At 68.5% G+C, this 22,329-nt stretch carries 22 protein-coding genes, 1 tRNA gene and 2 pseudogenes; 17 read left to right on the top strand and 8 right to left on the bottom strand.

Features of this window, described 5'->3' with window-relative positions:
- Positions 1–33 precede the first annotated feature (33 nt).
- On the top strand, positions 34–411 hold the full coding sequence (rsfS, locus tag NQ160_RS05340) for a ribosome silencing factor (protein ID WP_257514197.1): 378 nt from the start codon (positions 34–36) through the stop codon (positions 409–411).
- 3 nt (positions 412–414) lie between these two features.
- On the opposite strand, the gene NQ160_RS05335 is transcribed toward rsfS, so the two are convergent.
- A complete protein-coding gene (locus tag NQ160_RS05335) occupies positions 415–840 on the bottom strand; it encodes a VOC family protein (protein ID WP_257514196.1) in 426 nt (141 codons plus the stop codon).
- Positions 841–967: 127 nt separating this feature from the next.
- Here NQ160_RS05335 and NQ160_RS05330 point away from each other — a divergent pair.
- From NQ160_RS05330 to NQ160_RS05315, 4 genes are all read left to right on the top strand, one after another.
- Positions 968–1,043 (top strand) — tRNA-Ala (locus NQ160_RS05330).
- Between the two features lie 640 nt (positions 1,044–1,683).
- Positions 1,684–2,046 carry a hypothetical protein gene (locus tag NQ160_RS05325; protein WP_257514195.1) on the top strand — a complete coding sequence of 121 codons (363 nt, stop codon included), beginning with the start codon at positions 1,684–1,686 and terminating at the stop codon, positions 2,044–2,046.
- 510 nt (positions 2,047–2,556) lie between these two features.
- A complete protein-coding gene (locus tag NQ160_RS05320) occupies positions 2,557–3,288 on the top strand; it encodes a hypothetical protein (protein ID WP_257514194.1) in 732 nt (243 codons plus the stop codon).
- 93 nt (positions 3,289–3,381) lie between these two features.
- Positions 3,382–3,576: a hypothetical protein gene (locus tag NQ160_RS05315; RefSeq protein WP_257514193.1), complete on the top strand. Its 195-nt coding sequence runs from the start codon at positions 3,382–3,384 to the stop codon at positions 3,574–3,576.
- Positions 3,577–3,951: 375 nt separating this feature from the next.
- On the opposite strand, the gene NQ160_RS05310 is transcribed toward NQ160_RS05315, so the two are convergent.
- Complete coding sequence (locus NQ160_RS05310) at positions 3,952–4,479, bottom strand: hypothetical protein (RefSeq protein WP_257514192.1); 528 nt, start codon at positions 4,477–4,479, stop codon at positions 3,952–3,954.
- A 388-nt stretch (positions 4,480–4,867) separates the two neighbouring features.
- Complete coding sequence (locus tag NQ160_RS05305; RefSeq protein ID WP_257514191.1) at positions 4,868–5,494, bottom strand: hypothetical protein; 627 nt, start codon at positions 5,492–5,494, stop codon at positions 4,868–4,870.
- Positions 5,495–6,137: 643 nt separating this feature from the next.
- Here NQ160_RS05305 and NQ160_RS05300 point away from each other — a divergent pair.
- The 9 genes and pseudogenes from NQ160_RS05300 to NQ160_RS05265 all read left to right on the top strand — a co-directional run bounded on the left by NQ160_RS05300 (position 6,138) and on the right by NQ160_RS05265 (position 15,330).
- Entirely contained in the window at positions 6,138–6,572 is a 435-nt protein-coding gene (locus tag NQ160_RS05300) for a hypothetical protein (RefSeq protein ID WP_257514190.1), read from the top strand.
- Between the two features lie 1,027 nt (positions 6,573–7,599).
- Positions 7,600–8,943 (top strand): 3-phosphoshikimate 1-carboxyvinyltransferase, encoded by a 1,344-nt coding sequence (locus tag NQ160_RS05295; protein WP_257514189.1) that lies wholly within the window; start codon positions 7,600–7,602, stop codon positions 8,941–8,943.
- A gap of 412 nt (positions 8,944–9,355) precedes the next feature.
- A pseudogene (locus NQ160_RS24965) lies at positions 9,356–9,859 on the top strand (alpha/beta hydrolase); the annotation flags it as partial.
- Between the two features lie 470 nt (positions 9,860–10,329).
- Positions 10,330–10,494: a hypothetical protein gene (locus NQ160_RS05290; RefSeq protein WP_257514188.1), complete on the top strand. Its 165-nt coding sequence runs from the start codon at positions 10,330–10,332 to the stop codon at positions 10,492–10,494.
- 102 nt (positions 10,495–10,596) lie between these two features.
- Positions 10,597–11,331 carry an ABC transporter ATP-binding protein gene (locus NQ160_RS05285; protein ID WP_257514187.1) on the top strand — a complete coding sequence of 245 codons (735 nt, stop codon included), beginning with the start codon at positions 10,597–10,599 and terminating at the stop codon, positions 11,329–11,331.
- Entirely contained in the window at positions 11,331–12,149 is an 819-nt protein-coding gene (locus NQ160_RS05280; protein ID WP_257514186.1) for a hypothetical protein, read from the top strand. The genes NQ160_RS05285 and NQ160_RS05280 overlap by 1 nt, the downstream gene beginning before the upstream one ends.
- Positions 12,150–12,177: 28 nt before the next feature.
- Positions 12,178–13,368, top strand: coding sequence for a serine hydrolase domain-containing protein (locus NQ160_RS05275; RefSeq protein WP_257514185.1), 1,191 nt, complete (start codon positions 12,178–12,180; stop codon positions 13,366–13,368).
- Between the two features lie 67 nt (positions 13,369–13,435).
- Positions 13,436–14,668 carry a sensor histidine kinase gene (locus NQ160_RS05270; RefSeq protein WP_257514184.1) on the top strand — a complete coding sequence of 411 codons (1,233 nt, stop codon included), beginning with the start codon at positions 13,436–13,438 and terminating at the stop codon, positions 14,666–14,668.
- Complete coding sequence (locus NQ160_RS05265; protein WP_257514183.1) at positions 14,665–15,330, top strand: response regulator transcription factor; 666 nt, start codon at positions 14,665–14,667, stop codon at positions 15,328–15,330. Before NQ160_RS05270 ends, NQ160_RS05265 begins: the two co-directional genes overlap by 4 nt.
- Positions 15,331–15,386: 56 nt before the next feature.
- On the opposite strand, the pseudogene NQ160_RS05260 reads toward NQ160_RS05265, so the two are convergent.
- Positions 15,387–15,497 (bottom strand): annotated as a pseudogene (locus NQ160_RS05260) (DUF1731 domain-containing protein); the annotation flags it as partial.
- A 185-nt stretch (positions 15,498–15,682) separates the two neighbouring features.
- Here NQ160_RS05260 and NQ160_RS05255 point away from each other — a divergent pair.
- Positions 15,683–16,876, top strand: a complete 1,194-nt coding sequence (locus NQ160_RS05255) for a glycoside hydrolase family 3 N-terminal domain-containing protein (protein ID WP_257514182.1) — start codon at positions 15,683–15,685, stop codon at positions 16,874–16,876.
- Here the strand turns inward: NQ160_RS05255 and NQ160_RS05250 are convergent.
- From NQ160_RS05250 to NQ160_RS05235, 4 genes are all read right to left on the bottom strand, one after another.
- Positions 16,861–17,751: a 3-methyladenine DNA glycosylase gene (locus NQ160_RS05250; protein WP_257514181.1), complete on the bottom strand. Its 891-nt coding sequence runs from the start codon at positions 17,749–17,751 to the stop codon at positions 16,861–16,863. The two genes, NQ160_RS05255 and NQ160_RS05250, sit on opposite strands and share 16 nt — an antisense overlap.
- A 393-nt stretch (positions 17,752–18,144) precedes the next feature.
- Positions 18,145–18,861, bottom strand: a complete 717-nt coding sequence (locus NQ160_RS05245; RefSeq protein ID WP_257514180.1) for an SOS response-associated peptidase — start codon at positions 18,859–18,861, stop codon at positions 18,145–18,147.
- A 55-nt stretch (positions 18,862–18,916) separates the two neighbouring features.
- A complete protein-coding gene (locus NQ160_RS05240) occupies positions 18,917–19,966 on the bottom strand; it encodes an App1 family protein (protein WP_257514179.1) in 1,050 nt (349 codons plus the stop codon).
- Positions 19,967–19,971: 5 nt separating this feature from the next.
- Positions 19,972–20,655 (bottom strand): DedA family protein, encoded by a 684-nt coding sequence (locus NQ160_RS05235; RefSeq protein WP_257514178.1) that lies wholly within the window; start codon positions 20,653–20,655, stop codon positions 19,972–19,974.
- A 42-nt stretch (positions 20,656–20,697) separates the two neighbouring features.
- Between NQ160_RS05235 and NQ160_RS05230 the strand changes: the two genes are divergently transcribed.
- Together NQ160_RS05230 and NQ160_RS05225 are read left to right on the top strand one after the other, a co-directional pair.
- Positions 20,698–22,023: an anthranilate synthase component I family protein gene (locus NQ160_RS05230; RefSeq protein ID WP_257514177.1), complete on the top strand. Its 1,326-nt coding sequence runs from the start codon at positions 20,698–20,700 to the stop codon at positions 22,021–22,023.
- A gap of 67 nt (positions 22,024–22,090) precedes the next feature.
- Positions 22,091–22,329 (top strand): hypothetical protein (locus NQ160_RS05225; RefSeq protein ID WP_257514176.1); only part of this gene is annotated, 239 nt, incomplete at its 3' end.

Genomic DNA, 22,329 nt, shown 5'->3' with positions numbered 1-22,329 from the left:
GCTCGTCTTCGCAATCACCACAGGAGTCTTCTCATGACCGCCAGCGCCCAATCGCGTGAAATGATCCAGATCGCCGCGCAGGCCGCAGATGCGACCGGCGGAGAGGACATCGTCGCGCTTGACGTTTCCGAGCCGCTGCCGCTCGTCGATGCCTTCCTCATCGTGTCCGGCAACAGCGAGCGCAATGTCGCCGCAATCGCCGACCGCATCGAGGAGAAGCTCCTCGAAGCGGGACACAAGCGCCTCCGCCGCGAGGGGCGTGAGCAGGCCCGGTGGATTCTGCTGGACTTCGGTGACCTCGTCGCGCACGTCTTCCACCAGGAGGAGCGCGTGTTCTACGGCCTCGAGCGACTGTGGAAGGACTGCCCGGTCATCCCGGTAGAGCTCCCCGCCACCACGTCGGCCGACTGAGGCTCACTGCAGGCAGAACTCGTTGCCCTCGGGGTCGCGCAGCTGGTAGTACAGCTCGGGCCACGGGCCCCAGTTCTGATCGACGAGTCTGACGACCTCGGCACCCAGCGCGACCAGTCGATCCTTCTCGGCATCCAGCTGAGCGCGGGTAGGTCGCCCTTCGGCGACCGTCTGCACGTCCAAGTGCAGCCGGTTGCGTCGCCGCTTCGGCCCATCGGCGTGGTGGAAGAAGAGTCTGGGGCCGACGCCGGCCGGGTCTTCGGCGAGAGCGCGCGTGCCGAGATCCTCCTCGGTGAGCCCGGCGTCGAGCAGCTGCTGCCGCATCGGATCCTCCCACTCCAGGGGCGGATAGCCGAAGACTCCCGCCCAGAAATGGGAGAGCGCGCGCGGGTCGTCCGCGTAGAAGGTGATATTGCCCAGGGTTGCCATACCGCACCTCTTCCGATCGAATGCGGGTCACTCTACGGACACGCCCGGACATCGCAGCGGATTCGGTTCCCCGCGCCGAGGTGTTGTAGGCTTAACGAGTTGCCGCGCGAAAGTGCGAGCATCGTCTGGGCCTGTGGCGCAGCTGGTAGCGCACCTGCATGGCATGCAGGGGGTCAGGGGTTCGAGTCCCCTCAGGTCCACCAAAACTCCCGGTAAAGCCCTAAATCTTCGCTCCCTGATCAGGGAGTTTGAATGTTTGGTAGTCGTTTACTGGACACTTCGCCGATTCGTCCCGGCACGATCTCGGGGCTTCTCGGAGGATCTGGACGCCTCGCGGTAGCTCACGCGCACCTTCGCGATATGGACGGCGTTGCTCGCCGAGCTTTACCAGGACCAGGGGCGAACCGCCGACGCCGATCGCGCGCTCGAGAGGCGCCGCCGTCTCGATGATCAGGGGCCGGATACTCCGACCCTGGCATGACTCGCTCGGGCCAGGGGGTGCACGGGTGCGTTGAGAGCTGACCAACATCGGTGCAGCTGAGGGGCTCCATCAACGGAGCGGAATCAGGCGATCTAACCCGCCCCTTCGAAGTACACGTCTCGGCGATATGCGTGCCCGAACGCTGCATCGCCGGGGGAGGACACTCGCGTTGTCTCCGTCCTCCAGACATCGTTGCGGCGGGTGCTGCGTCGGCGTACACGCCGCCTGACGGCCTCGGGTATCCGGGTCACACGGCGCTATCGCCCTCACTCGAGAAAGGCTTGGTGCGACGTGATCGCGCACGCTCGAGAGTGTCGGCCGTGCGACCGGCGGTGAGATTCAGGCCGAGCGGAAGACAACGCATGGCCTTCTTTCAGAACGGCCGCGTGGTGCAGCCGGTGATTCCTGACGGCGTACTCACGAGCGGCGGCAACGTTGTCGCTTCGTTCGAAGCGAAGTACACGAACCCGATGCACATCCCAGCCGAAGGTCACATCTACCAGACGCTTGCTGCAGCGGGTGTGCTTGACGCACCGCTAGCTTTCTTGATCTATCCATCCGATGCGCCCCTTCAGGTCTACGACGTGAAAGCCCGCGGCAATCAAGAAATGAAGCTCGCGACTCTCGGTCTGGACTTGTACGGCTACCGCCGTGACGGCGGCGCGGAGGAACGGGCATCCAAACTGCTCGACGTGATGAATTCGCTTGCGCCGGTTCCGAGCTAGATAGAGCGGTTCCGTCGTTCGGCCCGATGACCGTGTCGGAGAAGTCGATTTCCCGAGGTCGTGTGGAGCTGTCGCCGCAGAGTCCGCTGACTCCGTTGCATCGAGATTCGCAAGCACGCGGGTTACAAGCTCGTCCTGGGTCAAGCCCGTCAGATGAGCCAGGCTGTCGAGAAGAGCGCGAAACGGCTTGAACCAGTACCAGAGCGTGTCATCGAGGTCCACGACGAGGAGGCTTGCAGTTGGGTGACTCACGTTCACAATAGGGACGAGCTGTGACACTGCATCCGACGGGATCACCCGTGGCTCCTCGTCGGCATCGGCTGCCCAACCGGCAAGCGCCTGAGAACCACGACACGACACGCTCTAGCGCAGCACTTGCACGAGCAGTAGGTTTCGCTCAGGTGCGCTGACGCACGCTGTCGCTCGGTGTCGATCCGGCAGAGCGCCTCGGGGAAAGCGAGCTTCAGCAAGAGGCTTGCTGCCAATTGAGCCCGGCCTACGGAGGAAGTTGTGGCGAAGGCAGTTGAGGATGTGGCGACGCGGTCCAAGTTGGCGCTCTACATCTGCGTAGTTGGAGTGGTCGGAATTACCGCCGTCTCCATTGTCTTGCTTGTCTGCTCGGACAACGAGAGTCGCCCCGAGATGGCTCGCCTGATATTTGCCGCAGTCCTACCCTTGTTTGGCACTTGGATAGGTACGGTGCTCGCATTCTACTTCGCCAAAGAGAACCTGCAGGCGGCGAGCGACACCACGCTGAAGACTCTTGAGATGTCGGGCACCTTTACGCAGGAAACCAAGGTCAAGGATGTCATGACCCCGTTGGCTCTTATTTCGCCACTACGTCGAGTTCCCGACAAGGCGGCAGCCGGGAGCGTCGCGCTGAGAGGCCTCTATCAAGCAATGAAAGATAGTAAGAACAGCAGGGTGCCAATCATCACAAACGGTGACATCGTTCTGATGGTGGTGCACGAACCCGATATCGATAAGTTCGCGCAACTCGAAGGCGTCAAGTCCGCGGAGTTGGCAGATAGCGAAACAATAGCGACCCTGCGAGGCAACGAAGACCTCAAGCGGGCTGTGGATACCTTCTCAGCTGTAGGCGAGGGCGCGACGCTTGGAGAAGCACGTGAAGCGATGAACCGCGTGCCTGGGTCAAAGGACGTGTTCGTTACGTCCAATGGCAAGAGCTCCGGGAAGATTCTGGGGTGGCTCACGAACTCGGATCTGGCGAGGATGTCCTAGCAGGACGACGGTCCCGCGGGAACAGGCCTCAGCGTCAGAACAGCGCGCGGAATACTGTCGCCGCTTCGACAACCTGAACGCCGACCGCTGCGTATGGTTCGTCGGCCGGCCACCTTCCCGAAGCTCCTGTCGCTCCGAGTCGCCAACGGCAAGCCGGCGCCGCGGACGATGCGGATCCCCGCTGGGCTCGTCGACGCCACCGGGAAGATCGACGAGGCGCGGCTCGCCACGCTCCCGACCGGGCAGCAGCAGCGGCTGCGGGATCTGGCGCGCTCGAACTTCAGCTGAGCACCCGAACGAAGCGCCGGACGACGTTGTTCGTCCGGCGCTTCGTCGTTCGTGGACGGGATCGCGAACCGCGGGGAGCGGCGCGGCGGGAACGGCGCGCACGCGAGGCGTGACAGCGAGACGTGACCAACGCGACGCGCAACGGGAACGGCACACGGCACGGCGCAAACCGCAAGCTGACGGGCCGACAACACGAACCCGGCGGGAACGGGACAAGGGAGAGGAACGGCGAGACGGCTGGCCGGCTGCAGGCTAGCTAGCAAGCAGGCAAGGGAACTAGCAGCTAGCGGACTACCTAGCGAGCTAGCTAGCAAGCGGGCGAGGGAAGTAGCTAGCGCACTAGCCAGCGAGCTACGGCGGTCTCGTCGAGGATGGCTACCCGAGGAGATCCACCGATCCAGCATCGAATGTTCCCGTTTCCACCCACATCCGGACTCCGGCGCGGACGCCCTGTTCGTGGGCCATCTCAGTTATGGGCGGGCCGTGGTGCGTGTGGTCATCCCCTCCGTAAGGAGCCTCCTCCATTTCCACCAGTCGCCGCACCGTCTCGACAACCCAGGCTTCGACCCCCGCCTTATCAGCCCCGCTCGTGATTGCTGCAGCATGAAGCGCACCCTCTACGCGCTGTCCCGCCCGCCAATCGTCTGTGTGGGAACCGCGACTCGCCAAGTACGCATCGACAGCCGGTATGAACTCCCCGCGTCGCGAACGGGCGCGGTCAGCGCGTTCCGCGTCCAGAGCTCTTCTCGATTGGCAGACCGCGATGACGGAGACGGCGATGGTACCCACTGCGGTTAGAAGCCCGCCGATTACTCCGAGCCCTGGGATACCCGCCTCGGTCCACCAGTCGTAAGCCCACATCTCCGGCGGCCGACCCGTCGGCGTCCAAATCCAAGCGAGCATGCGGTCATCTTAGGCACGGGATCAGCAAGCGCGAGCAGGTCTTCAACGTGCGCACAGCGAGCCGCCTCGATTCTGAGTCTGACTTCCTGCCTCAATATCCGTGGCAGTTGTGCATCGGCTGGCCCGGCCGCGGCACCCTCGACGGCCACGAGTACAAGCCTGCGGACGAACTGCTGTTGGAGTACGCGACGGAAGCGGCTCGTGAGCTTCAGTCCACGAGACCCCGTCGGTCGCGATAGCACGGGGCTTCCCCTCCCCACAGGTGGGGTCCGATCTCCGTCCGGTACCGCGCATGGCCACGGTGAGCGGCGGCATCCTCAAGAACTTTCACGCATACACGGCATCGCTCGACGCTCCGGAGGCGTTGAGCACAGAGGCGTGCCGGCGTCTACCCGACGATCTCGTACTCGTCGGAAAGTTCAAGTGGGACCTCCACATCGATGCACTCGCCTACAGCGTTCATCAGCGTTACTAGCGACTCCCGCTGCGCCTCCGTCGCTCCGTAGGCCGCCCGTTGCACGCCCACATACGCTGCGATGCAACTGTCGCTATCGCGGTCATCGGCGAGCATGCCGACTCCGTCGCAGTAGGCGGAGCCCAGCAAGTACACCTCCGCTAGAGCGGCCATGTCGCGCGCAGGCACCGTGCCCCGTTCTTCAAGGAGAATGGCGGCCGCTCCCAAGTCATCCGCCATCTCCGCTACGTACATCTGACACTCCCGGCGGCCGTCGTCTCGCGCTCGCGCCCTTTCGTTGGACGCGATCTGCTCCGCTGAACTCTTCTGCTCAAGGTTCGCGTAGATGCCAATGGCGCCGATGAGAAGCGACACGAGCACGCCGCCCAAAGCGATTAGGCCCTGCCTCTTACGGTCTTGCCTCTCATCCAGGACGTCGAGTTGCGTCGCCTGCTTTGCAGCGAGCGAAGCGCGATAGGCGTCGTTCCGCGTACGTCTGCCCGGTGCGCGTTTCAATGGCGTCTTCGCCGCCGATTTCTCCTCAGGACTCTGATCGGTCATCAGCGCCCCCTCCCGCATCGGATGAACGCGAAGCTAGACCTGTGGCAGGTTCCCCACAAGAGCGAATGCGGTGTCCAAGAGCGGGAGCACGACGCTACGTGATTGATGCCGCCTCTGGGCAGCGGAGCACTGGCACTTGCGTCTCACGCACGCCTGCCGCATTCGCGCCCGACCGAAGCGCTCGCCCAGGATAAAGATCCTCACGGCGCTCACGACCGTCATCAAGCTGGTCGACGATTGGGGCTTGAAAGAGCTGCTGCCGTGCGCCACTGCTGGACGCACACGCTGAGAGCAACTTCACCGCCTTCAGCCACGAGCTGAGCGAGATGGACAGGGGGGCGCGGATCTTCGCCTGACCCGAACGCGACGCGGCGGGGCGCTGGACGATGGGAGCGTACGGCTCAGATGGACCCGCCAAATCGTCCAACGGGCTGCTGGACAATTGCGCGGCGGGGCGTTCCCGTGGGGTTCAGGGGGAGATAGGGCAGTGAGTGCCGGGTACGGGGGGCCTTTGTGCTGCCACGACGGGGCCTGTCTCGCGGCGTCGCGCATAGTGCGGGGGAACTGGCTAATCCGTGCACCGCCGAGTACATGGATGTCGAGGCCGAGAAGGAGTATCACCCCGACCGTCCAGGAGGACATCATGACCGACACCATCGACCGCGACTTCGACCTCGCAGGCGGCACCCTCGCCCTCACCGAGGACGGCTGGGAGCTCTCCGGCACCAGCGGCGACGCGGAGGGCTTCCCGGAGGAGTTCGTCAAGGACCAGGCCTTCGACAGCATCACGGGCGTGCTGGAGGCCATCGCTGTGTACCGCTACGCGACCTACGCGACCCTGCCGACCAGCATCGACCAGCAGATCAGCGGTGCGGGCTCCATCGAGGACCTCGGCGAGGGCTTCGACGGGTGCGAGACGCTGGACGAGGCCCGGACGTTCGCCACGAACGTCATCCGCCACTACGAGCTCATCCAGCAGGAGGCCGACGACATCTGGGACGTTCTGTGCGACGAGGTCAGCTGGGAGGTGCGTACGACGGCGGAGGCCAAGGCCCGCAACCTCATGCGCGGCTACTGAGCCGCTGACAGAGAAGGCCCCAGTCCTCGGACCGGACAGACAGCAGAACGCCCCCGCTTCGGCGGGGGCGTTCTGCTGTCTGCGGGCTCGATGTCGAGGATGCTTCTCCTCGGGGGCGAGGTAGGCGCGTTGTCGTTGTCCCCCCGCCGGATTCAGTGCCCGCATTCAGTGCCCGCATTAGCGGCCGATTGCCCGGATTAGTGCCCGGATGGGATTCCGCGCGATCACGGGCCCGACCTGGGAGATCCGCGTCGTTTCAAGGCAAAACGGGGCGACTACAGGATCGCTAGGGTAGGCGTATGATACTTCGACCAATTCCAGGGGGTCAGGGGTTCGAGTCCTCAGGTCCACCAAAACTCCCGGTAAAGCCCCAAATCTTCGCTCCCTGATCAGGGAGTTTGAATGTTTGGTAGTCGTTTACTGGACACTTCTCCGGTTCGTCCCGGCGCGATCTCGAGTTTTCGCGGAGTAGCTGGACGCCTCGCGGTCGTTCAGGTGCACCTTCGCGGCATGGACGGCGTTGGCGCTTCGGACGCGGGACACCCTCTTGTCGGGCAGACACGAATCGCATAGTCGACCTCGGCGGGAAAGACCTTGGTGACATCGACGTCCTCGCCGCCCCTCCAGAGACGCGGTCCATCATCGCCGTGGAAGCGAAGGACTTTGAGATCGCGCGGACCGCGGCCGAGATCGCCAACGCGTTGGAGAAGCTGTTCTCCGGAAAGTCGTCCCTATCGAACCCAGTCACGGGAGGTTTCGTTTCGGGGAAGGACCTCCTCGGTCCCTCCCGCGGTGCTCCTCCGTTCGTTTGGAAGACGTGTTGGGGTTGGGGACGATCGCGATTCGTCCTCGGTGTGAGCGACTGTTCGCGGCCAGTCGCCACCGACGCCAGCCAGATGGCACGCCCCCGGGAACGGCGCGAGTGACCCGGCATCACGCGTTGCCCATGGGTCACGATTCGCAGTCGCAGCTGTACGGGGCGAGTGGGGGTCTTTCGCAACTAGGCGGCGCCTCCTATCGTGCACGCATGGCCAACGCACAGCTATCTCCAGGGTTCATCGCCCCTCCCGCTGAGTGGACGGCCCCCAATGCCGCGGGGCCCTTCGATGACATGGTCGCTGTGCCGGGCTCACAGGCGCTGACCTATCTCGAAATCGCTCTTGCTGCCAGTGCAGAGGGCTCAAGCCTGCTGATGCGGCCGTCGCATTCTGACTATTTGGCGGGCGTGATCGAGACCGCGCGCGCGCTGGACGTGGATATCCGGGAGGTCGCCGGTACTGGGCCTTTCGGCCCGGATCTGGTCGTCGATCCGCCCGCTACGCTCGCCAGCGATGCGGTGTTGAGCATCAGCCAGCCCGACCTCGTTGCCCCCATCGCTGTCGGCCTGGCCGGCCTCGCCTCGGGCAGTGTGACCGTGACAATTCCCGAGAGCCGTTCGCGCCGTCCGATGGGCGAGGCGATCACGGTTCTACGCAGCATCGGTTGCGACATCAACGACGCGGGCAAATGGACTGTGCCGCTGACCGTGCACGGGCGCGGACACATACGGGGTGGCCACGTGGAGATCGACGTCAACCGTTCATCCCAGCTTGTCCAAACGCTGCTGCTGGCCGCTCCGCGGTTCGACGTCGGTCTGACGCTGCGCCACGTCGGCCAACCGCTGGGAAGCCTCCCCGACATCGACATGACGGTCGAAGCACTCCACCGCCGCGGCGTGTACGTCGACCAGCCGACACCTACCGAGTGGATCGTTCCTGCGGGCCCGGTACGGGCCAGAGCCGCGACCATTGAGCCCGATCTGTCACTTGCGGCACCGTTCGTCGCCGCCGCGATGATAGCCGGCGGGCGCGTATCCGTCCCAGCATGGCCCGCTCATTCAGCGCAGCCAGCCGCCCGGCTCGCCGAGATTCTGGTGCTGATGGGAGCACGCGCACGCCGACGGGGCGGAGCTTTGACTGTCACCGCTGGTGCCGAGCGCATCATCCGGCGTGCGCGCGTCGATGTGTCGGAGATCAGTGAACTCACCCCCATCCTGGCCGCCCTCGCCGCCTTCGCGGACGGGCCGTCGACTTTCACCGGACTGAAGCCGCGCACCGGGAACGAGAGCACGCACATCGACGCACTAGTGGACAATCTTCGTGCCATCGGCGGTGAGGTGGAGGAACTACCTGACGGTATCCGCGTGGTTCCGCGCCCACTGACCGGCGGGGTGTGGCGAGCCGACCATGATTACCACGTCGCCACCGCCGGAGCACTGATCGGACTTGCTGTACCCGGCGTCACCGTCGACGACATCCGTTCGGCGACTGCAGACCTGCCGGAGTACACGAAGATGTGGGAGCACTTGGTGCGCGGTTCCCGTGCCCGATAACGGTCCATGAGCGGGAGAAGAACGGCTGACCGGCATCAGGGTCAAGACATGCCTGCCCACCGTGAGCCCTCCTGGCCCAAGACCTCGCTCGAACAACTCCCACTGCACGTCGTGAACGCCCGATACCGCGAACCCGTAGACCTCACCTTGTAAGCGTCCCGAGAGCCTCACCGAACACATGGGAGACACGCCCTAACGCCAATCATCCTCGTCGAAGTCGGCACAGGCGGGCCGATCGGTCTTGTCGTAGCAGAAGCCGACGACAAACCCACGATCGAGGAGGTCGCTGCATCGGCATCCATTCCCGTCGGTGCTGCGCAGACGGCCCACGCTGTCTGCTGCGATCTCCTCGATCCGCGAGTCGCTATGCTCGCCGGAAGAATGCCGGAAGCTACGTGGAGGCACGTGAGTCATGCGCGGTCTGGGGTGGTTCGTCGCCGCGGCCGCGATGGCTGGTGGAGTCGCGGCGGCGCTGTTTCTTCCCGTGCGCTTTCCGCGGCCTGGCGGCGAGTTGCGGATCGGTACGACGACTCGACAGTGGGTCGACCGCTCCCGACCGGAGATCTTCTCCCACGACGACGATGAAGCGCGTGAGCTGTCGGTGCAGATCTGGTACCCGACGGGCCAAACCGGGGGTGCACGAAGCAGATACCTCCCGGATGCCCACGTGGTGTTCGCTTCTCTGCTGGATGCATTGCGGGAGGTGACCTCAGGGCGGACATCACCGCCGTCGTTCCTGTTCCGAAAGCTCGCCGTGTCGAGGACGCACGCGTTCGTCGACGTGCCCCCGCTGCCAGGAACCACGTTCCCCGTGATCGTCTCACTCTCGGGATTCGGTGGTTTCCGTACGGCTAACACCATCCTCATCGAAGAACTCGTCTCACGCGGCTACATCGTCGTCGCGATGGATCAGCCCTACGTGTCCGCCAGGACGCAACGAGCCGATGGTCGGGTCGTGAAGATGAAGCGACGAGGGCGACTCTACGACGATCATCCGCGCTCGCGGATACTCGCCCATCTGGCCGCCGACGTGAGCTTCGTTCTCGATACGTTGAAGAGTGATCCCGATCTTGGCCAGCGCGTGGATGCGTCGCGAGCCGGCGTCATGGGGGTTTCTCTCGGTGGAACCGTTGCGGCAGTCGCGGCCTCAGAAGACGAACGGATCGCAGCGTGCCTCATGATGGACGCCGCCATGCCGGATGACGTCGCGACCAGAGGTTTGCCCTGCCATGCGCTGTGGTTGACCCGGCCCGCGGAGGACATGCGACGTGAACGCCGCCACGCCGGCGGTTGGCCAGACCCGGTCATCGCGGAGACCATCGGATCGATGACCGCTACCCTCGAGCATCAACGCGCGGTACCGGACAGCTCGTCAGCATTCCCGGCATGTACCACATCGACTTCACCGACGCCCCGCACTGGTTCCCCTGGGCGCGATGGGTGGGACTGTCGGGACGCATCGGCGCAGGCAGAGCCCAGAGCATCGTCGCTCAGCACGCCGATTCATTCTTCGATTCGGCGCTCCGCGCACGCAATGCGAGTGCGCTCTGACAGCCGCCGAGATCAGGCGTGCCGCCGCGACTGTCCGATCGGACAGGCGCGACTGTCCCCGCGGCCGGGGCGCGCACCGGCGCCCGCGAGCACGCTGGGGACATGGACATCACACAATCACCCCCGATCGAGGCGCGTGCCCTGCGGAAGAGCTTCCGCGGCCGCGTGCGCGTCGACGACGTCACCTTCACCGTCGGCTCCGGTCGCATCACCGGACTGCTCGGCCCCAACGGCGCCGGCAAGACCACCACCATCCGCATGCTGCTGGGCCTCGCGGCACCGGCATCCGGCGACGCGCTCGTGTTCGGGCGCCCGTACCGGGAGCTCGAGGCTCCCGGCCGCACCGTCGGCGCCGTGCTCGACTCGGGCGGATTGCACCCGTCCCGCAGCGGCCGCACCCACCTGCGCATCGTCGCGGCGCGTTCCGGCATCCCTGCCGCCAGGGTCGATGAGGTGCTCGCCGAAGTCGGCATGACGGCAGACGCCGACCGACGCGCCGGGGGCTACTCGCTGGGAATGCGCCAGCGCATCGCCCTGGCATCCGCCCTGCTCGGCCAGCCCCGCATCCTCGTGCTGGATGAGCCGGCGAACGGGCTCGACCCGACCGGCATGCACTGGCTCCGCCAGCGTCTGCGGGCCTTCGCGGATGCCGGTGGCTCGGTGCTCCTCTCCTCGCACCTGCTGTCGGATGTGCAGGACATCGCCGACGACATCGTGATGATCGTCGACGGCTCGGTGGCGGCGGCATCGTCGCTGCAGGACGCGCTCGACGCATCGGACGGCGACCTCGAGGGCTTCTACCTCGCTGTCGCCGACGGCCGGGCGGGGGTGCGCTGATGCTCCGTGCAGAACTGCTGAGCCTGGTCAGCACCACCTCCGCCAGGATCACCGCGGTGCTCGCCGTGGCGGGACTGCTCGCCACGCAGATCACCTTCGTCTCGCTGATACCCGCCATCGTGCGGGGCGACATCGGCGCCGCCGAAGGCGCGGCCGACGACATGCCCGCGTTCGACCTCGCCTCAGGGGCGACCCAGCTCGACGCGCTCAGCCCGCTGGGAGCGTCGATGAGCGCAGGATCGGTCGGGATAGCGATCCTCGCAGTGGCGATCCTCGGCGTGCTCGCCGGAACGAGCGACTACCGCTTCGGCGGCATCGTCACCGCGGCGCTCGCGGCTCCCCGCCGCTGGCGCATCGTCGCCGCCAAGGCCGGCGCGTCCGGCGTTGCAGGGCTCGCACTGGGCGCGACACTCGTCGGCGTGAGCGCGGCCGTCCTGGCGATCACGCTCGCGGTCACCGGTGCGCCGTTCGCCGTCGACGTCGCGGAGGCCGCGGCAGTGCTGGGACGAGGCGTCGTGGCGGTGACCTGCCTCGTGCTCATCGGGCTCGCGGTGGGCCTGCTCACCCGCAGTCAGCTCGGCGGCGTGCTCGTCGTGCTGACGGTCATGCTCACCGAGCCGCTGATCACCGCCGTCGCCGCGCTCGCCACCGGCACCGTGCCGGTGTGGACGCAGCTGCTTCCCGTGGCCCTCGCCCACGCGACGATCGGCGCCGGCCCGGCGCAGCTCTCGCCCCTGGTCGCCGGCGGCATCCTCGTCGGGCTGACGCTCGTGGCGCTCGCAGCGGCCACGATCGCCGTCCGGCGACGTGACATCTGATCCGCAGACAGGGAAAGGACACGACATCATGAACGACACCACCACCACGGCGGCATCCACAGGTCGCCCTCCGCTGCGGGTCTGGATCGCGCTGGCAGCGGTCCTCGCGCTCGCTGTGGCCGCCCTCTCGGCCGGCGCCTGGTTCCGCACCTCGGCAGGCTCGTCCGCCGAATCCGCTCTCGAAGAGCGACTCCAGAGCTTGGTCGACGCCGGCTACCCCGGGGTGCTGGCTTCGGTGACGCGGGCAGACGGCGAGCGGATCGATGCCACCATCGGCGAGGTCGGGGAGCTCCCGGCCGAGCCGGAGGTGCGTATCGGGAGCAACACGAAGATGTTCGTGGCGACCGTCGTGCTGCAGCTCGCCGAAGAAGGACTCGTCGAGCTCGACGAGCCGATCGACGCCTACCTGCCCGGCATCGTCACGGGGGAGGGGATCGACGGCACCGCCATCACCGTCCGGCAGCTGCTGCAGCAGACGTCGGGACTGCCGGAGTACAGCAACGAGGTGGCCGCCGACGCGTTCGGAGTGCAGAACGTGTACATCTCGGCGCGCGACATGCTCGACATCGCGCTGAGCGAGCCCGCCGTCTTCGCCCCCGGCACCGAGTGGCGCTACACGAACACGAACTACATCGTCCTCGGTCTGCTCGTCGAGCGGGTCACCCAGCGGGCGCTGTGGGAGCAGATCGAGGATCGCATCGTGACCCCGCTGAAACTGCAGCACACCTATCTGCCGGGTCCCGGTGAACGAGAGCTGCGTGGGCCGCACCCGCCGGCCTTCCACGCGGACGAGCCGGGTCGGCTGCGGGAGATCACCGACATGGATCCGTCGTTCGGGTGGTCCGCCGGGGCGATGATCTCGACTCCGGGGGAGCTCAACGAGTTCATGCGGGCACTGCTGGCGGGGGAGCTGCTGTCGGAGGAAAGCATGGCACAGATGCAGGATGCCGTGGCGGCGCCCGATGACCTGTGGCCCGATGCGATGTACGGGCTGGGGCTGCAGAGCTTCCCGCTCAGCTGCGGGGGCATCGCATGGGGTCACGGCGGTGACATCCCGGGCACGCAGACCCGCAACGCCGTCGCTCCCGACGGCACCACCGCGACGATCGCCGTGACCGCCCTGCCGTGGGCGCTGGTGGATGCCGCGGACGAGGAGCTGCTGCTGGAGCAGTACCGCATCGTCGTCGACGCGCTCGATGAGACGCTCTGTGCGCGGTGATTCCGCCCCCGCGCCGGGTGCGGTCGGCCGTTCCGCGGCTCCGCACCCGGCGTGGTTGACTCATCGCATGGCCCACGCGAACACACGGCGACCCGGGGCGACCGTCCGCGCGGCGGTCGCCCCGGCGTTGACCGCGGCGCTCGCGGTCGGGTACGTCGGCATCGATCTCACCGGGGCGTTCGAGGATCAGTCCGCGGTCACCCTCCCGCCGATCGTGCACGGCGCCCTCGTGGCGCTGCAGGCGGTGGCGCTGCTGTGGCGGCACCGAGCGCCGAACGCCGTGGTGGTGGCGGTGGTCGCGCTGGACCTGATCATCCTCGCCACCAGCGGGGGCGAGCTGGGCGTCGGCGCCCTCGCGGTGATCATCGCCACCTACGCCGCGATGCGATGGGGAACCCCCCGCCGCGCCACGTATGGCGTGGTGGCCGGGGCCGCCGCGGCGACCGCCCTGGTCGGCGGTGTCGCCATGGCCGCCGTCGGTATGCCGTTTCTCCTCGTGCTGCTGGTGGCGCTCGCCCGCATCGTGATCCTCTACGCCCTCCCGGCGGCCGCCGCGGAATACATGCTCGGCCGCGAGCGCCTGGCCGACGCGGTGCAGCAGCAGAAGGCCGCGGCAGAGCGGGAGCGGCGGGCAGCTGCCGAGCGCGAGCTGCGCGCGGAGCGCACGGCTCTCGCCCGCGAACTGCACGACATCGCCGGCCACCACCTCAGCGGCATCATCGTGAGCGCGCAGGCGGCGGCGGCGCTCACGCGCTCCGACCCCGACGAGGCGCGCGCGACGCTGCAGACGCTGCAGCAGAACGCCCGCACCGCGCTTACCGACCTCCGCCGCACGGTCGGCCTGTTGCGCGAAGACGAGAGCGCCGGCGCCGGTCCCGACGTTCCAGGCCCGACGCCCGCGATCGCCGCCATCCCGGCGCTGGTCGATGCTGCACGGCGACGCGGACAGGACGTCACGCTGCGCTTGTCGGGCGACTCGCGGCCGCTCGGGGTGCTCGCCGAGACCGCCGCGTACCGCATGGTGCAGGAGTCCCTCGCCAACGCGGCCCGCCACGCGGCCGACGCCACCTGCGATGTGACGGTCGCGTACCGCCCCGATACGGTCGAGGTCGCGGTGCGCAACACCCCGCCGGCCGTCCCCACCGCCGCGCGCCGGGACGTCGACGCAGGCTTCGGGATCGCGGGCATGCGCGAGCGCGCCGACCTCGTCGGCGGCCGACTCGTCTCCGGCCCGCAGCCCGACGGCGGTTGGCTCAACCGCCTCACGATCCCCCTCGAGGCCGAACGGAGCGCACCGTGATCCGACTGCTCATCGCCGACGACCAGGCCGTCGTCCGCACGGGGCTCGCCGTCATCCTCGGCGCCGAAGACGACATCGAGGTCGTCGGGCAGGCGGAGGACGGGCGGCAGGCGGTGCAGCTGGCGCGCAGCCTTCAGCCGGACGTGGTGTGCATGGACATCCGGATGCCGGTGATGGACGGCATCGCCGCGACCCGCGAGATCACGGCGGACCCCGATCTCGACGTCGACGTGCTCATGCTGACGACCTTCGACGTCGACGACGACGTGTTCGCGGCCCTCGACGCCGGAGCGGCGGGCTTCCTCCTCAAAGGAGCGGACGAAGCGACCCTCGCCGGCGCGGTGCGATCGGTGGCCGCGGGGGAGGGGACACTCGACCAGCGCCTCACCCGGCGCATCCTTCACGAGTTCGTCGCCACCCGCCGAACGGCGCCCGCACCCCGCCCCCAGCCGGCCGTGCCGGCTCCCCTGACCGATCGCGAGGTCGACGTGCTGAGGCTGCTTGCCGAGGGGCTCTCGAACGCCGAGATCGCGGGGCGCCTGTTCGTCGAGCCGACCACCGTGAAGTACCACCTGGCCGGGCTGCTGCAGAAGACCGCGTCACGCGACCGTCTGCAGGCGGTGCTCTGGGGGATCCGCACGGGGCTGGTGCAGCCGGGGTGACCCGCCGACCGGCCCCGCCTGGGGCGAGCAGGCCAGCGCGTGGCGAGTTCCCTCACCGCGGGTTCGAAGTGCGGATGCCGGAAGGCGAAACCCGCCTCAGTGAGCATGCCGGGGACCACCCAGCGGCTCTTGAGCACGAGCTCTGGCTCGGTGCGCAGCACCCACATCGCCGGCTCCAGCATCCAGCGTCTGGCGGGGAGTCCGATCGGCACGGGACACCGCAGCGCGCGGTACGGAAGGCTCACCCGGCGGCGGTCGCGACGAGGGCTCTTGCCACCGCACGCGCGGACCGCACGTCCCATCGCCGACCACGCACGGGCTCCGGTCAGGGCGACCGACCTACACTGTCGGGATGCACCGATCCGGCCGTCTGCTGAGCGTCCTGGCGACCGTCGTGGCACTGGGCGCGGCCCTCACGCCTGCGACGGGCGCGAGGGCGGGCGAGGCATCCGCGCCACCGGCGTCGGCGACCGTGACGGCGGCCGACGGCGCTGCTGTCGAGGCACGCGCGCGCCAGCTGGTCGCCGCGATGTCGACCCGCGAGCGTGCGGCATCCGTCGTGATGGGGCACATCCCCACGAGCGACCCGAGCGCGCTGCGCGACTACATGACCGCGACCGGCGTGGGCGGGTTCATCCTCATGGGGTCCAACATCCCGGCCGATGAGGCGGCGCTGCGCGACGTCACCCGCGCACTCACCGTGGACCCGATGCTCCCCGCCGTCATCGGCATCGACGAAGAAGGCGACGACGTCACCCGGCTGCCCTGGGACGCGCTGCCCGGCGCGACCACCCTCAAGAGCGCGCCCCCTCCCGACACGGCCTCGGCGTTCGCCGCGCGCGGCGCCCTGCTGCAGCGCGCCGGTGCGACGGTGAACTTCGGCATCGTCGCCGACGTCGCGCCCGACCCCGCGAGCTTCATCCACCGCCGCGCCCTCGGCACGACGCCTGAGGCCGCCGCGGAACGCGTCTCGGCCGCCGTCGCCGGCGAGGCGGGCGCGGTGGCGAGCACGCTCAAGCACTTCCCCGGCCACGGTGCAGCCCCCGGCGACTCGCACCACATGCTGCCGACCACCGACCTCTCCCACGAGGCGTGGGGCCAGACGGATGCCGTGCCCTTCCGCGCCGGCATCGATGCGGGCGCCGAGCTGCTGATGTTCGGGCACCTCGTCTACACGTCCGTCGACGTCGCACCTGCCACGATGTCCGCGGAATGGCATCGCATCGCGCGCGAGGAACTCGGGTTCACCGGGGTCGCCATCACCGACGATCTCGGCATGCTGCAGAACACCGGCGATCCCGCCTACGCCGATCCGGTGGCCAACGCGGTCACGGCCCTCGCCGCGGGCAATGACATGGTGATGGCGGTGATGCTGTCGGATGCCACCACGGCGACGCGCCTGGTCGACGGGATCGCCGCCGCAGTCGACACCGGCGCCCTGCCCGCCGAGCGACTGGAAGAGGCGGCGACCCGGGTGACCGCGCTGCGCCTGCAGTCGACCACCGGCGCCCTGACGCCCTGCGACTCCTGTCAGCCGGTCGGCTGAGGCCCACGCCACGCGGCGAGGATCGCCTGCCGCAGCGCGTTCGCCCGGTCGGCGAACTCACGCTGACGCCGCACGTACTCGGCCTTGCCGTCGGCCGTCTCGATGCGCACCGGCTCGACGCCCCAGTCCCCGAGGTCGTAGGGCGAGGCCGCCATGTCGAGGGCGCGGATGTCGCGCGCGAGCTCGAACGAGTCCAGCAGCAGCTCGCCGGGAACCAGCGGGCCGAGCTTCATCGCCCACTTGTAGACGTCCATGCCGGCGTGCAGGCAGCCAGGCTGCTCCCGCAGCGGCTGGTCTTCCCGCGTCGGCACGAAGTGGTTGCGCGGACCGGCGTCGGGGGTGAAGAAGCGGAACGCGTCGATGTGCGTGCACCGCAGCTCGTGGGCCTCGACCACGGCATCCGTCCCCTCCTGCCCGAGGCGCAGCGGAACGGTGTGCCGCGGCTGCGGGGCCCGGTAGACCATCGCCCACTCGTGCAGCCCGAAGCACCCGAATCGGCCCGGGCGCGCGGCCGTGAGACGCAGCATCCGCTCGCAGAGGTCGAGCAGCTGCGGCTTCGCGGCCTCCAAGCCCGCCGCGTCGACCCGAAGGCTTGCCGGGGCGCTTCCCGCCGCGTACCAGCGCCACGCGCCGCGCGGGGTGACCGCGGCGTCGGCGAGGTCGACGCCGACCCCCGGATGCCAGCGGCGCAGCAACGCGGGCTTGTAGGAGTAGTACGTGTACAGGAAGTCATCCACGGGGTGGGTCTTACCGCGGGCTGCGCGCTCGCGCCGCCCGGCAGTGAGTTCATCGGCGCGGGCGTGGTGCGCGTCCTCGCGCTCCTGCCACTCGGCGCGACTCAGCACCATGGCGGTGCGAGATGCGAGCGCGGTCATGCTTCGAGCCTACGCGGGAGGCGCAGGAGGGGCGTCGTGGTGTGCGGGGCGTGCTGCGGCGGCCGCCGTGCCCGAATGAGGAGATCCGCCCGGATGCGGACCGACCCCGGCATCCGCATCCGCATCTCGGCAGATCCCCGCATCTCGGACGCCGGGGCCAGCAGACGGACGGTGGATGCCGCAGGCCAGGACCGCCCGACGACAGCGACACCTACCGCGCCCAGCGACATCCGCAGTGCCCGGATGCGGAGATCTGCCCGGATGCGGACCATCACCGGCATCCGGTCCGCATCTCGGCAGATCCCCGCATCTCGGACGCGGGCCCGCCCACGGACGGTGGATGCCGCACCCCGGCACACCGCCCAACCCGGGCGACCCCGCGAGAGTCGCGGACTACGCCGCCGGCTCGATGAGTTCGGGGGAGTCGTTGCGCACGTTGCCGACAGCAGGCGAAACCGGATAGTCGTCGAGTGTGTCGGCCAGCGCGGGCGCCGCGTCGATCGCGGCATCCAGCAGGTCGCGCACGTTGTGGTCGTCGGTGTCGGTGTCGAGCCACGCGTCGGCGAAGTCGCCATCGATGAACAGCGGCATGCGGTCGTGGATCGATCCGAGCCGCCCGATCGAGTCCCGGGTCAGGATCGTGAAGCTCAGCAGCCAGCGCTCCGGGTCATCGTCCGCCTTCTGCGGGTCCTTCCACCACTCGTACAGCCCGGCGAAGAACATCGGCTGGTCGTCGGCGGGGTGGATGTAGTGCGGCACTTTGCCGCCGTCGGTCTGCTTCCACTCGTAGTACCCGGATGCCGGCACGACGGCACGGCGCTTGATCAAAGCGTTGCGGAACATCGGCTTGTCCTCGAGCTCCTCGGCCCGCGCGTTGAACGCGCGGGACCCGATGCTCGGGTCTTTCGCCCACCCGGGAACCAGGCCCCACCGAGCGGACTCCAGGCGGCGGGTCGCCGGCTCCGTCTTGGCGGAGTCGAGCACGATCGCCGCCCGCGCCGTGGGCGCGATGTTGTACGACGGCTGGGGGAGCACGTCACCCTCGACATCGACGCGGAGAACGCCGACCAGTTCGGATGCCACGTTGGCGACGACGAAACGACCACACATGACAGCCAGCGTACGCGGGGCCTGCGACACCGGCCCGAACGGACCCGGGAACGCCTCAGGCAGGCGGGTCCGGCTTCACGACCCCGATGTCGGCGAGCCTGTCCAGCAGGCCCGCACCGTCGGAATCCGTCACGAAGGGCACGGTCGACGCCGAGTGGTCATCGACGACGGTGCGACCACCGGCGAGAACCGCCTCGGCCGTCGACAGACGCCGGATCGCCACTGCGGTCACGTGGTCGGGGTGCTCCACTGCGAAGGCGGTGTAGATGGGATCGTCGTGCTGGCCATCATCGCCGATCAGCAGCCACTTGATGTGCGGGAACTCCTTCGCGAGCCGCGTGAGGTTGCCCGCTTTGTGCTGCTGGCCACTGCGGAACCAGCGGTCGTGCGTCGGCCCCCAGTCGGTGAGCAGCATGGCCCCGGGCGGAAAGACATGGCGCCGGAAGAAGCGCATCAGCGTCGGCGCGACGTTCCAGGCGCCCGTCGACAGGTAGATGACCGGCGCTCCCGGGTTCTCCCGCGCGATGCGCTCGAGAAGCACGGCCATGCCGGGAACGGGCTGTCGCGCGTGCTCGTCGAGGACGAACGAGTTCCAGGCCGCCACCAGGGGGCGGGGGAGCGCGGTGACCATGACGGTGTCGTCGACGTCGGAGACGATGCCGAATCGGACGTCCGGTCCGACGATGAACACGCGGGTCTCGACCGGTTTCCCGCCTTCGACCGACATCGTGATCGGCTGCCACCCTGCCGGCAGCGTGCCCGGCAGCGTGGCGTCGATGACCCCGCCTCGGTCGGCGACGACCTCATGCCGCACGCCGTCGATCTCGATCGTCACCTGCGCGAAGCCGACGGGCACCGAGGCGAAGCTGCGCCATCCGCGCACGCTCGCATACTCTCCGCGCGGGTCCGCGGGCACCGACGGCACCATCAGCACGCGACCCAGCACGCGCACCCAGTCCGGTCCGCCGTACCCGGGGAACGCCGCCACCGTCGGCAGCTGCCCACGTCGGCGCGCGCGGCGTTCTCGCCAGGAGTGGAAACGGTACTCGAGGCGGGCGATCCAGAGGATCTTGGGACGTGGGGGTGCGGGGTCGGTGCCGGGCATCGCCCTCAGTCTCCCATGCCCTCCGCGGCACTCGGAGCCACCGTGCTGTCATCGGCTTCCAGATGACGCCGCTCGCGGCGCGCGATGAGCCGCTTGGCCAGATAGGCCAGCAGCAGGAAGGCCAGGATGATGCCGACGAAGATGTAGCCGGCGAAGTGGATGGTGTCGGACAGCTCGCGATACGTCCCTGCCGCCGCGACCGCCACACCGACGTACATCGCCGACCACAGCATGCACGCGGGGAGGGTCCAGGCCAGGAAACGGCGGTAGGCGAAGCCGCTCATACCGACCGTCAACGGCACGAGGGAATGGAAGACCGGAAGAAACCGCGAAAGGAAGATGGCGGGACCGCCGCGGCGACGCAGGTAGGTCTCGGCCCGCTGCCAGTTCTTCTCACCCAGCTTGGCGCCGATCTTCGAGAAGCGGATGCGCGGCCCCAGCACCCGGCCGAGCCAGAAGCCGATGCTCTCGCCGATCAGTGCGCCGATGACGACCACGACGGCCAGCAGCACGGCCTCCAGCGGCGAGGCCACCGCGGTCCCCGCGACGATGACGACGGTGTCTCCGGGAACGACGAGACCGACCAGCACACTCGTCTCGAGCATGACGGCCACACCGGCCAGCACCGTCCGCAGTACGGGGTCGACACTCTGGACCGCGTCGAGCAGCCAGGTGAGGAACTCGTTCACGCTCCGAGCCTAGAGCGGTCAGCCGACCCCTAGCCTGGAAAAATGCCCGGTACTCTCGCTGCCCGCCCGCTCGAATGGGCAGACCCTGCGGCACTGTTCGCGGCGGGGCCCTCGCGCGCGCGCCACGCCTTCTGGCTGGATGCCGGCCCCGGCGCCGCCGCCGGGTGGAGCTGGCTGGGAACGGGGGAGCCAGAGACCGATCCCGGTGCCGTCGACGCGGTGCGCCTCGGGTCCACCCCCACGAATGATCAAGACCCGATCCCGTGGGGACCGTTCCACGGCGGCTGGGTGGGCTGGCTCGGCTACGACGGCGCCGCCGACCGCGCAGGTGCGCCATGCGACTTCGACGATCTCGCGCCCGACCGGCTCTGGCTGCGGGTGTCCCGCTTCGTCGCCGTGGACCACGGCCGACGTCGGCTCTGGGCCGTCGCGCCGGCGGATGAGCTGGATGCCTTCGCCGCGCAGGCAGCGGGGTGGGCTGCGGCATCCGTCCCTTCCCCCCTCGCGCCCGAACTCACACCGCTTCCTGCCCAGGCCCGCGTCAGCGCCTCGGCGTACGCGGACCAGATCGAGCGCTGCCGCGACGCCATCCGTGATGGCGACGCCTATCAGCTCTGTCTGACGACGCGGTTCGACGTCGCGGCGCCGGGAGGCATCGACCCGCTCGACGTGCACCGGCGCCTGCGCGCGTCATCGCCGGCGCATCACGGCGGGCTCATCCGCAGCGCCGACGTCGCTCTGATCTCCGCGAGTCCCGAGCGCTTCCTCGATGCCGCGGACGGGGTCGTGCGCACGCGTCCCATCAAGGGCACCCGCCCGCGTGGGCACGATGCCGACGACGACGCCCGCCTCGCCGCGGAGCTGCGGGCGAGCCCGAAGGAGCGCGCCGAGAACGTCATGATCGTGGACCTCATGCGCAATGACCTGTCGCGGGTGTGCGCGCCGGGCTCGGTGGTCGTCGAAGCCCTGCTCGAGGTGGAGTCGTACCCCGCCGTGCATCAGCTGGTGAGCACGGTTCGCGGGCAGCTCCGTCTCGAGGCGACGGTGGGCGATCTGCTCGATGCGGCCTTCCCCGCCGGCAGCATGACCGGGGCGCCGAAGCTGTCGGCGATGTCGATCCTGCACGGGCTCGAGGCCGCCCCGCGGGGCGTGTTCGCGGGCTGCTTCGGGTGGGTGGGCTCGGACGGCGCACTGGATCTCGCCATGGTGATCCGCTCGGTCGTCGTGCACCCTGGTGGCGCGTACGTGGGGGCCGGCGGGGGCATCACGTGGGGCTCGGATGCCGCCGCCGAGGTCGCGGAAGTGGCGCTGAAGGCCACGGCACCGCTCGCCGCACTGGGCGCCCGGCTACCGGCCGGATGGGGATGAGCGCGGTCCGGTAATCTGGATAGACGCGCACCGCGCCGACCCGACCCCCACGATTGGCTCTTTCCTCGTGTCTCAGACCCTTCCTCCCGACACCGCCGGCGACGCCGGCGCGTTTGACGTGCACGCCATCCAGGAGAAGTGGCAGCGCCGCTGGGAGCAGGACGACCCCTTCCGCGCCGGCGGCGACGACGACACCCGCCCCCGCAAGTACGTGCTGGCGATGTTCCCGTACCCCTCGGGCGACCTGCACATGGGGCACGCCGAGAACTACCTCTACTCCGACATCGTCGCGCGCTTCTGGCGTCA

It is taken from the genome of Microbacterium sp. zg.Y909, from assembly GCF_024626565.1.
Note: the sequence above shows the minus strand (reverse complement) of the source record. Positions and strands in the feature narration are given on the sequence as shown.

Bases quoted from the DNA above. Each gene is read 5' to 3' on its own strand.
- NQ160_RS05290 (WP_257514188.1), top strand. From the start codon at position 10,330: ATGTACCACATCGACTTCACCGACGCCCCGCACTGGTTCCCCTGGGCG.
- NQ160_RS05240 (WP_257514179.1), bottom strand. From the start codon at position 19,966: ATGCCCGGCACCGACCCCGCACCCCCACGTCCCAAGATCCTCTGGATC.
- NQ160_RS05275 (WP_257514185.1), top strand. From the start codon at position 12,178: ATGAACGACACCACCACCACGGCGGCATCCACAGGTCGCCCTCCGCTG.
- NQ160_RS05230 (WP_257514177.1), top strand. From the start codon at position 20,698: ATGCCCGGTACTCTCGCTGCCCGCCCGCTCGAATGGGCAGACCCTGCG.
- NQ160_RS05245 (WP_257514180.1), bottom strand. From the start codon at position 18,861: ATGTGTGGTCGTTTCGTCGTCGCCAACGTGGCATCCGAACTGGTCGGC.
- NQ160_RS05325 (WP_257514195.1), top strand. From the start codon at position 1,684: ATGGCCTTCTTTCAGAACGGCCGCGTGGTGCAGCCGGTGATTCCTGAC.
- NQ160_RS05310 (WP_257514192.1), bottom strand. From the start codon at position 4,479: ATGCTCGCTTGGATTTGGACGCCGACGGGTCGGCCGCCGGAGATGTGG.
- NQ160_RS05280 (WP_257514186.1), top strand. From the start codon at position 11,331: ATGCTCCGTGCAGAACTGCTGAGCCTGGTCAGCACCACCTCCGCCAGG.
- NQ160_RS05250 (WP_257514181.1), bottom strand. From the start codon at position 17,751: ATGACCGCGCTCGCATCTCGCACCGCCATGGTGCTGAGTCGCGCCGAG.
- rsfS (WP_257514197.1), top strand. From the start codon at position 34: ATGACCGCCAGCGCCCAATCGCGTGAAATGATCCAGATCGCCGCGCAG.
- NQ160_RS05295 (WP_257514189.1), top strand. From the start codon at position 7,600: ATGGCCAACGCACAGCTATCTCCAGGGTTCATCGCCCCTCCCGCTGAG.
- NQ160_RS05300 (WP_257514190.1), top strand. From the start codon at position 6,138: ATGACCGACACCATCGACCGCGACTTCGACCTCGCAGGCGGCACCCTC.
- NQ160_RS05335 (WP_257514196.1), bottom strand. From the start codon at position 840: ATGGCAACCCTGGGCAATATCACCTTCTACGCGGACGACCCGCGCGCG.
- NQ160_RS05305 (WP_257514191.1), bottom strand. From the start codon at position 5,494: ATGACCGATCAGAGTCCTGAGGAGAAATCGGCGGCGAAGACGCCATTG.
- NQ160_RS05255 (WP_257514182.1), top strand. From the start codon at position 15,683: ATGCACCGATCCGGCCGTCTGCTGAGCGTCCTGGCGACCGTCGTGGCA.
- NQ160_RS05315 (WP_257514193.1), top strand. From the start codon at position 3,382: ATGGTTCGTCGGCCGGCCACCTTCCCGAAGCTCCTGTCGCTCCGAGTC.
- NQ160_RS05270 (WP_257514184.1), top strand. From the start codon at position 13,436: ATGGCCCACGCGAACACACGGCGACCCGGGGCGACCGTCCGCGCGGCG.
- NQ160_RS05285 (WP_257514187.1), top strand. From the start codon at position 10,597: ATGGACATCACACAATCACCCCCGATCGAGGCGCGTGCCCTGCGGAAG.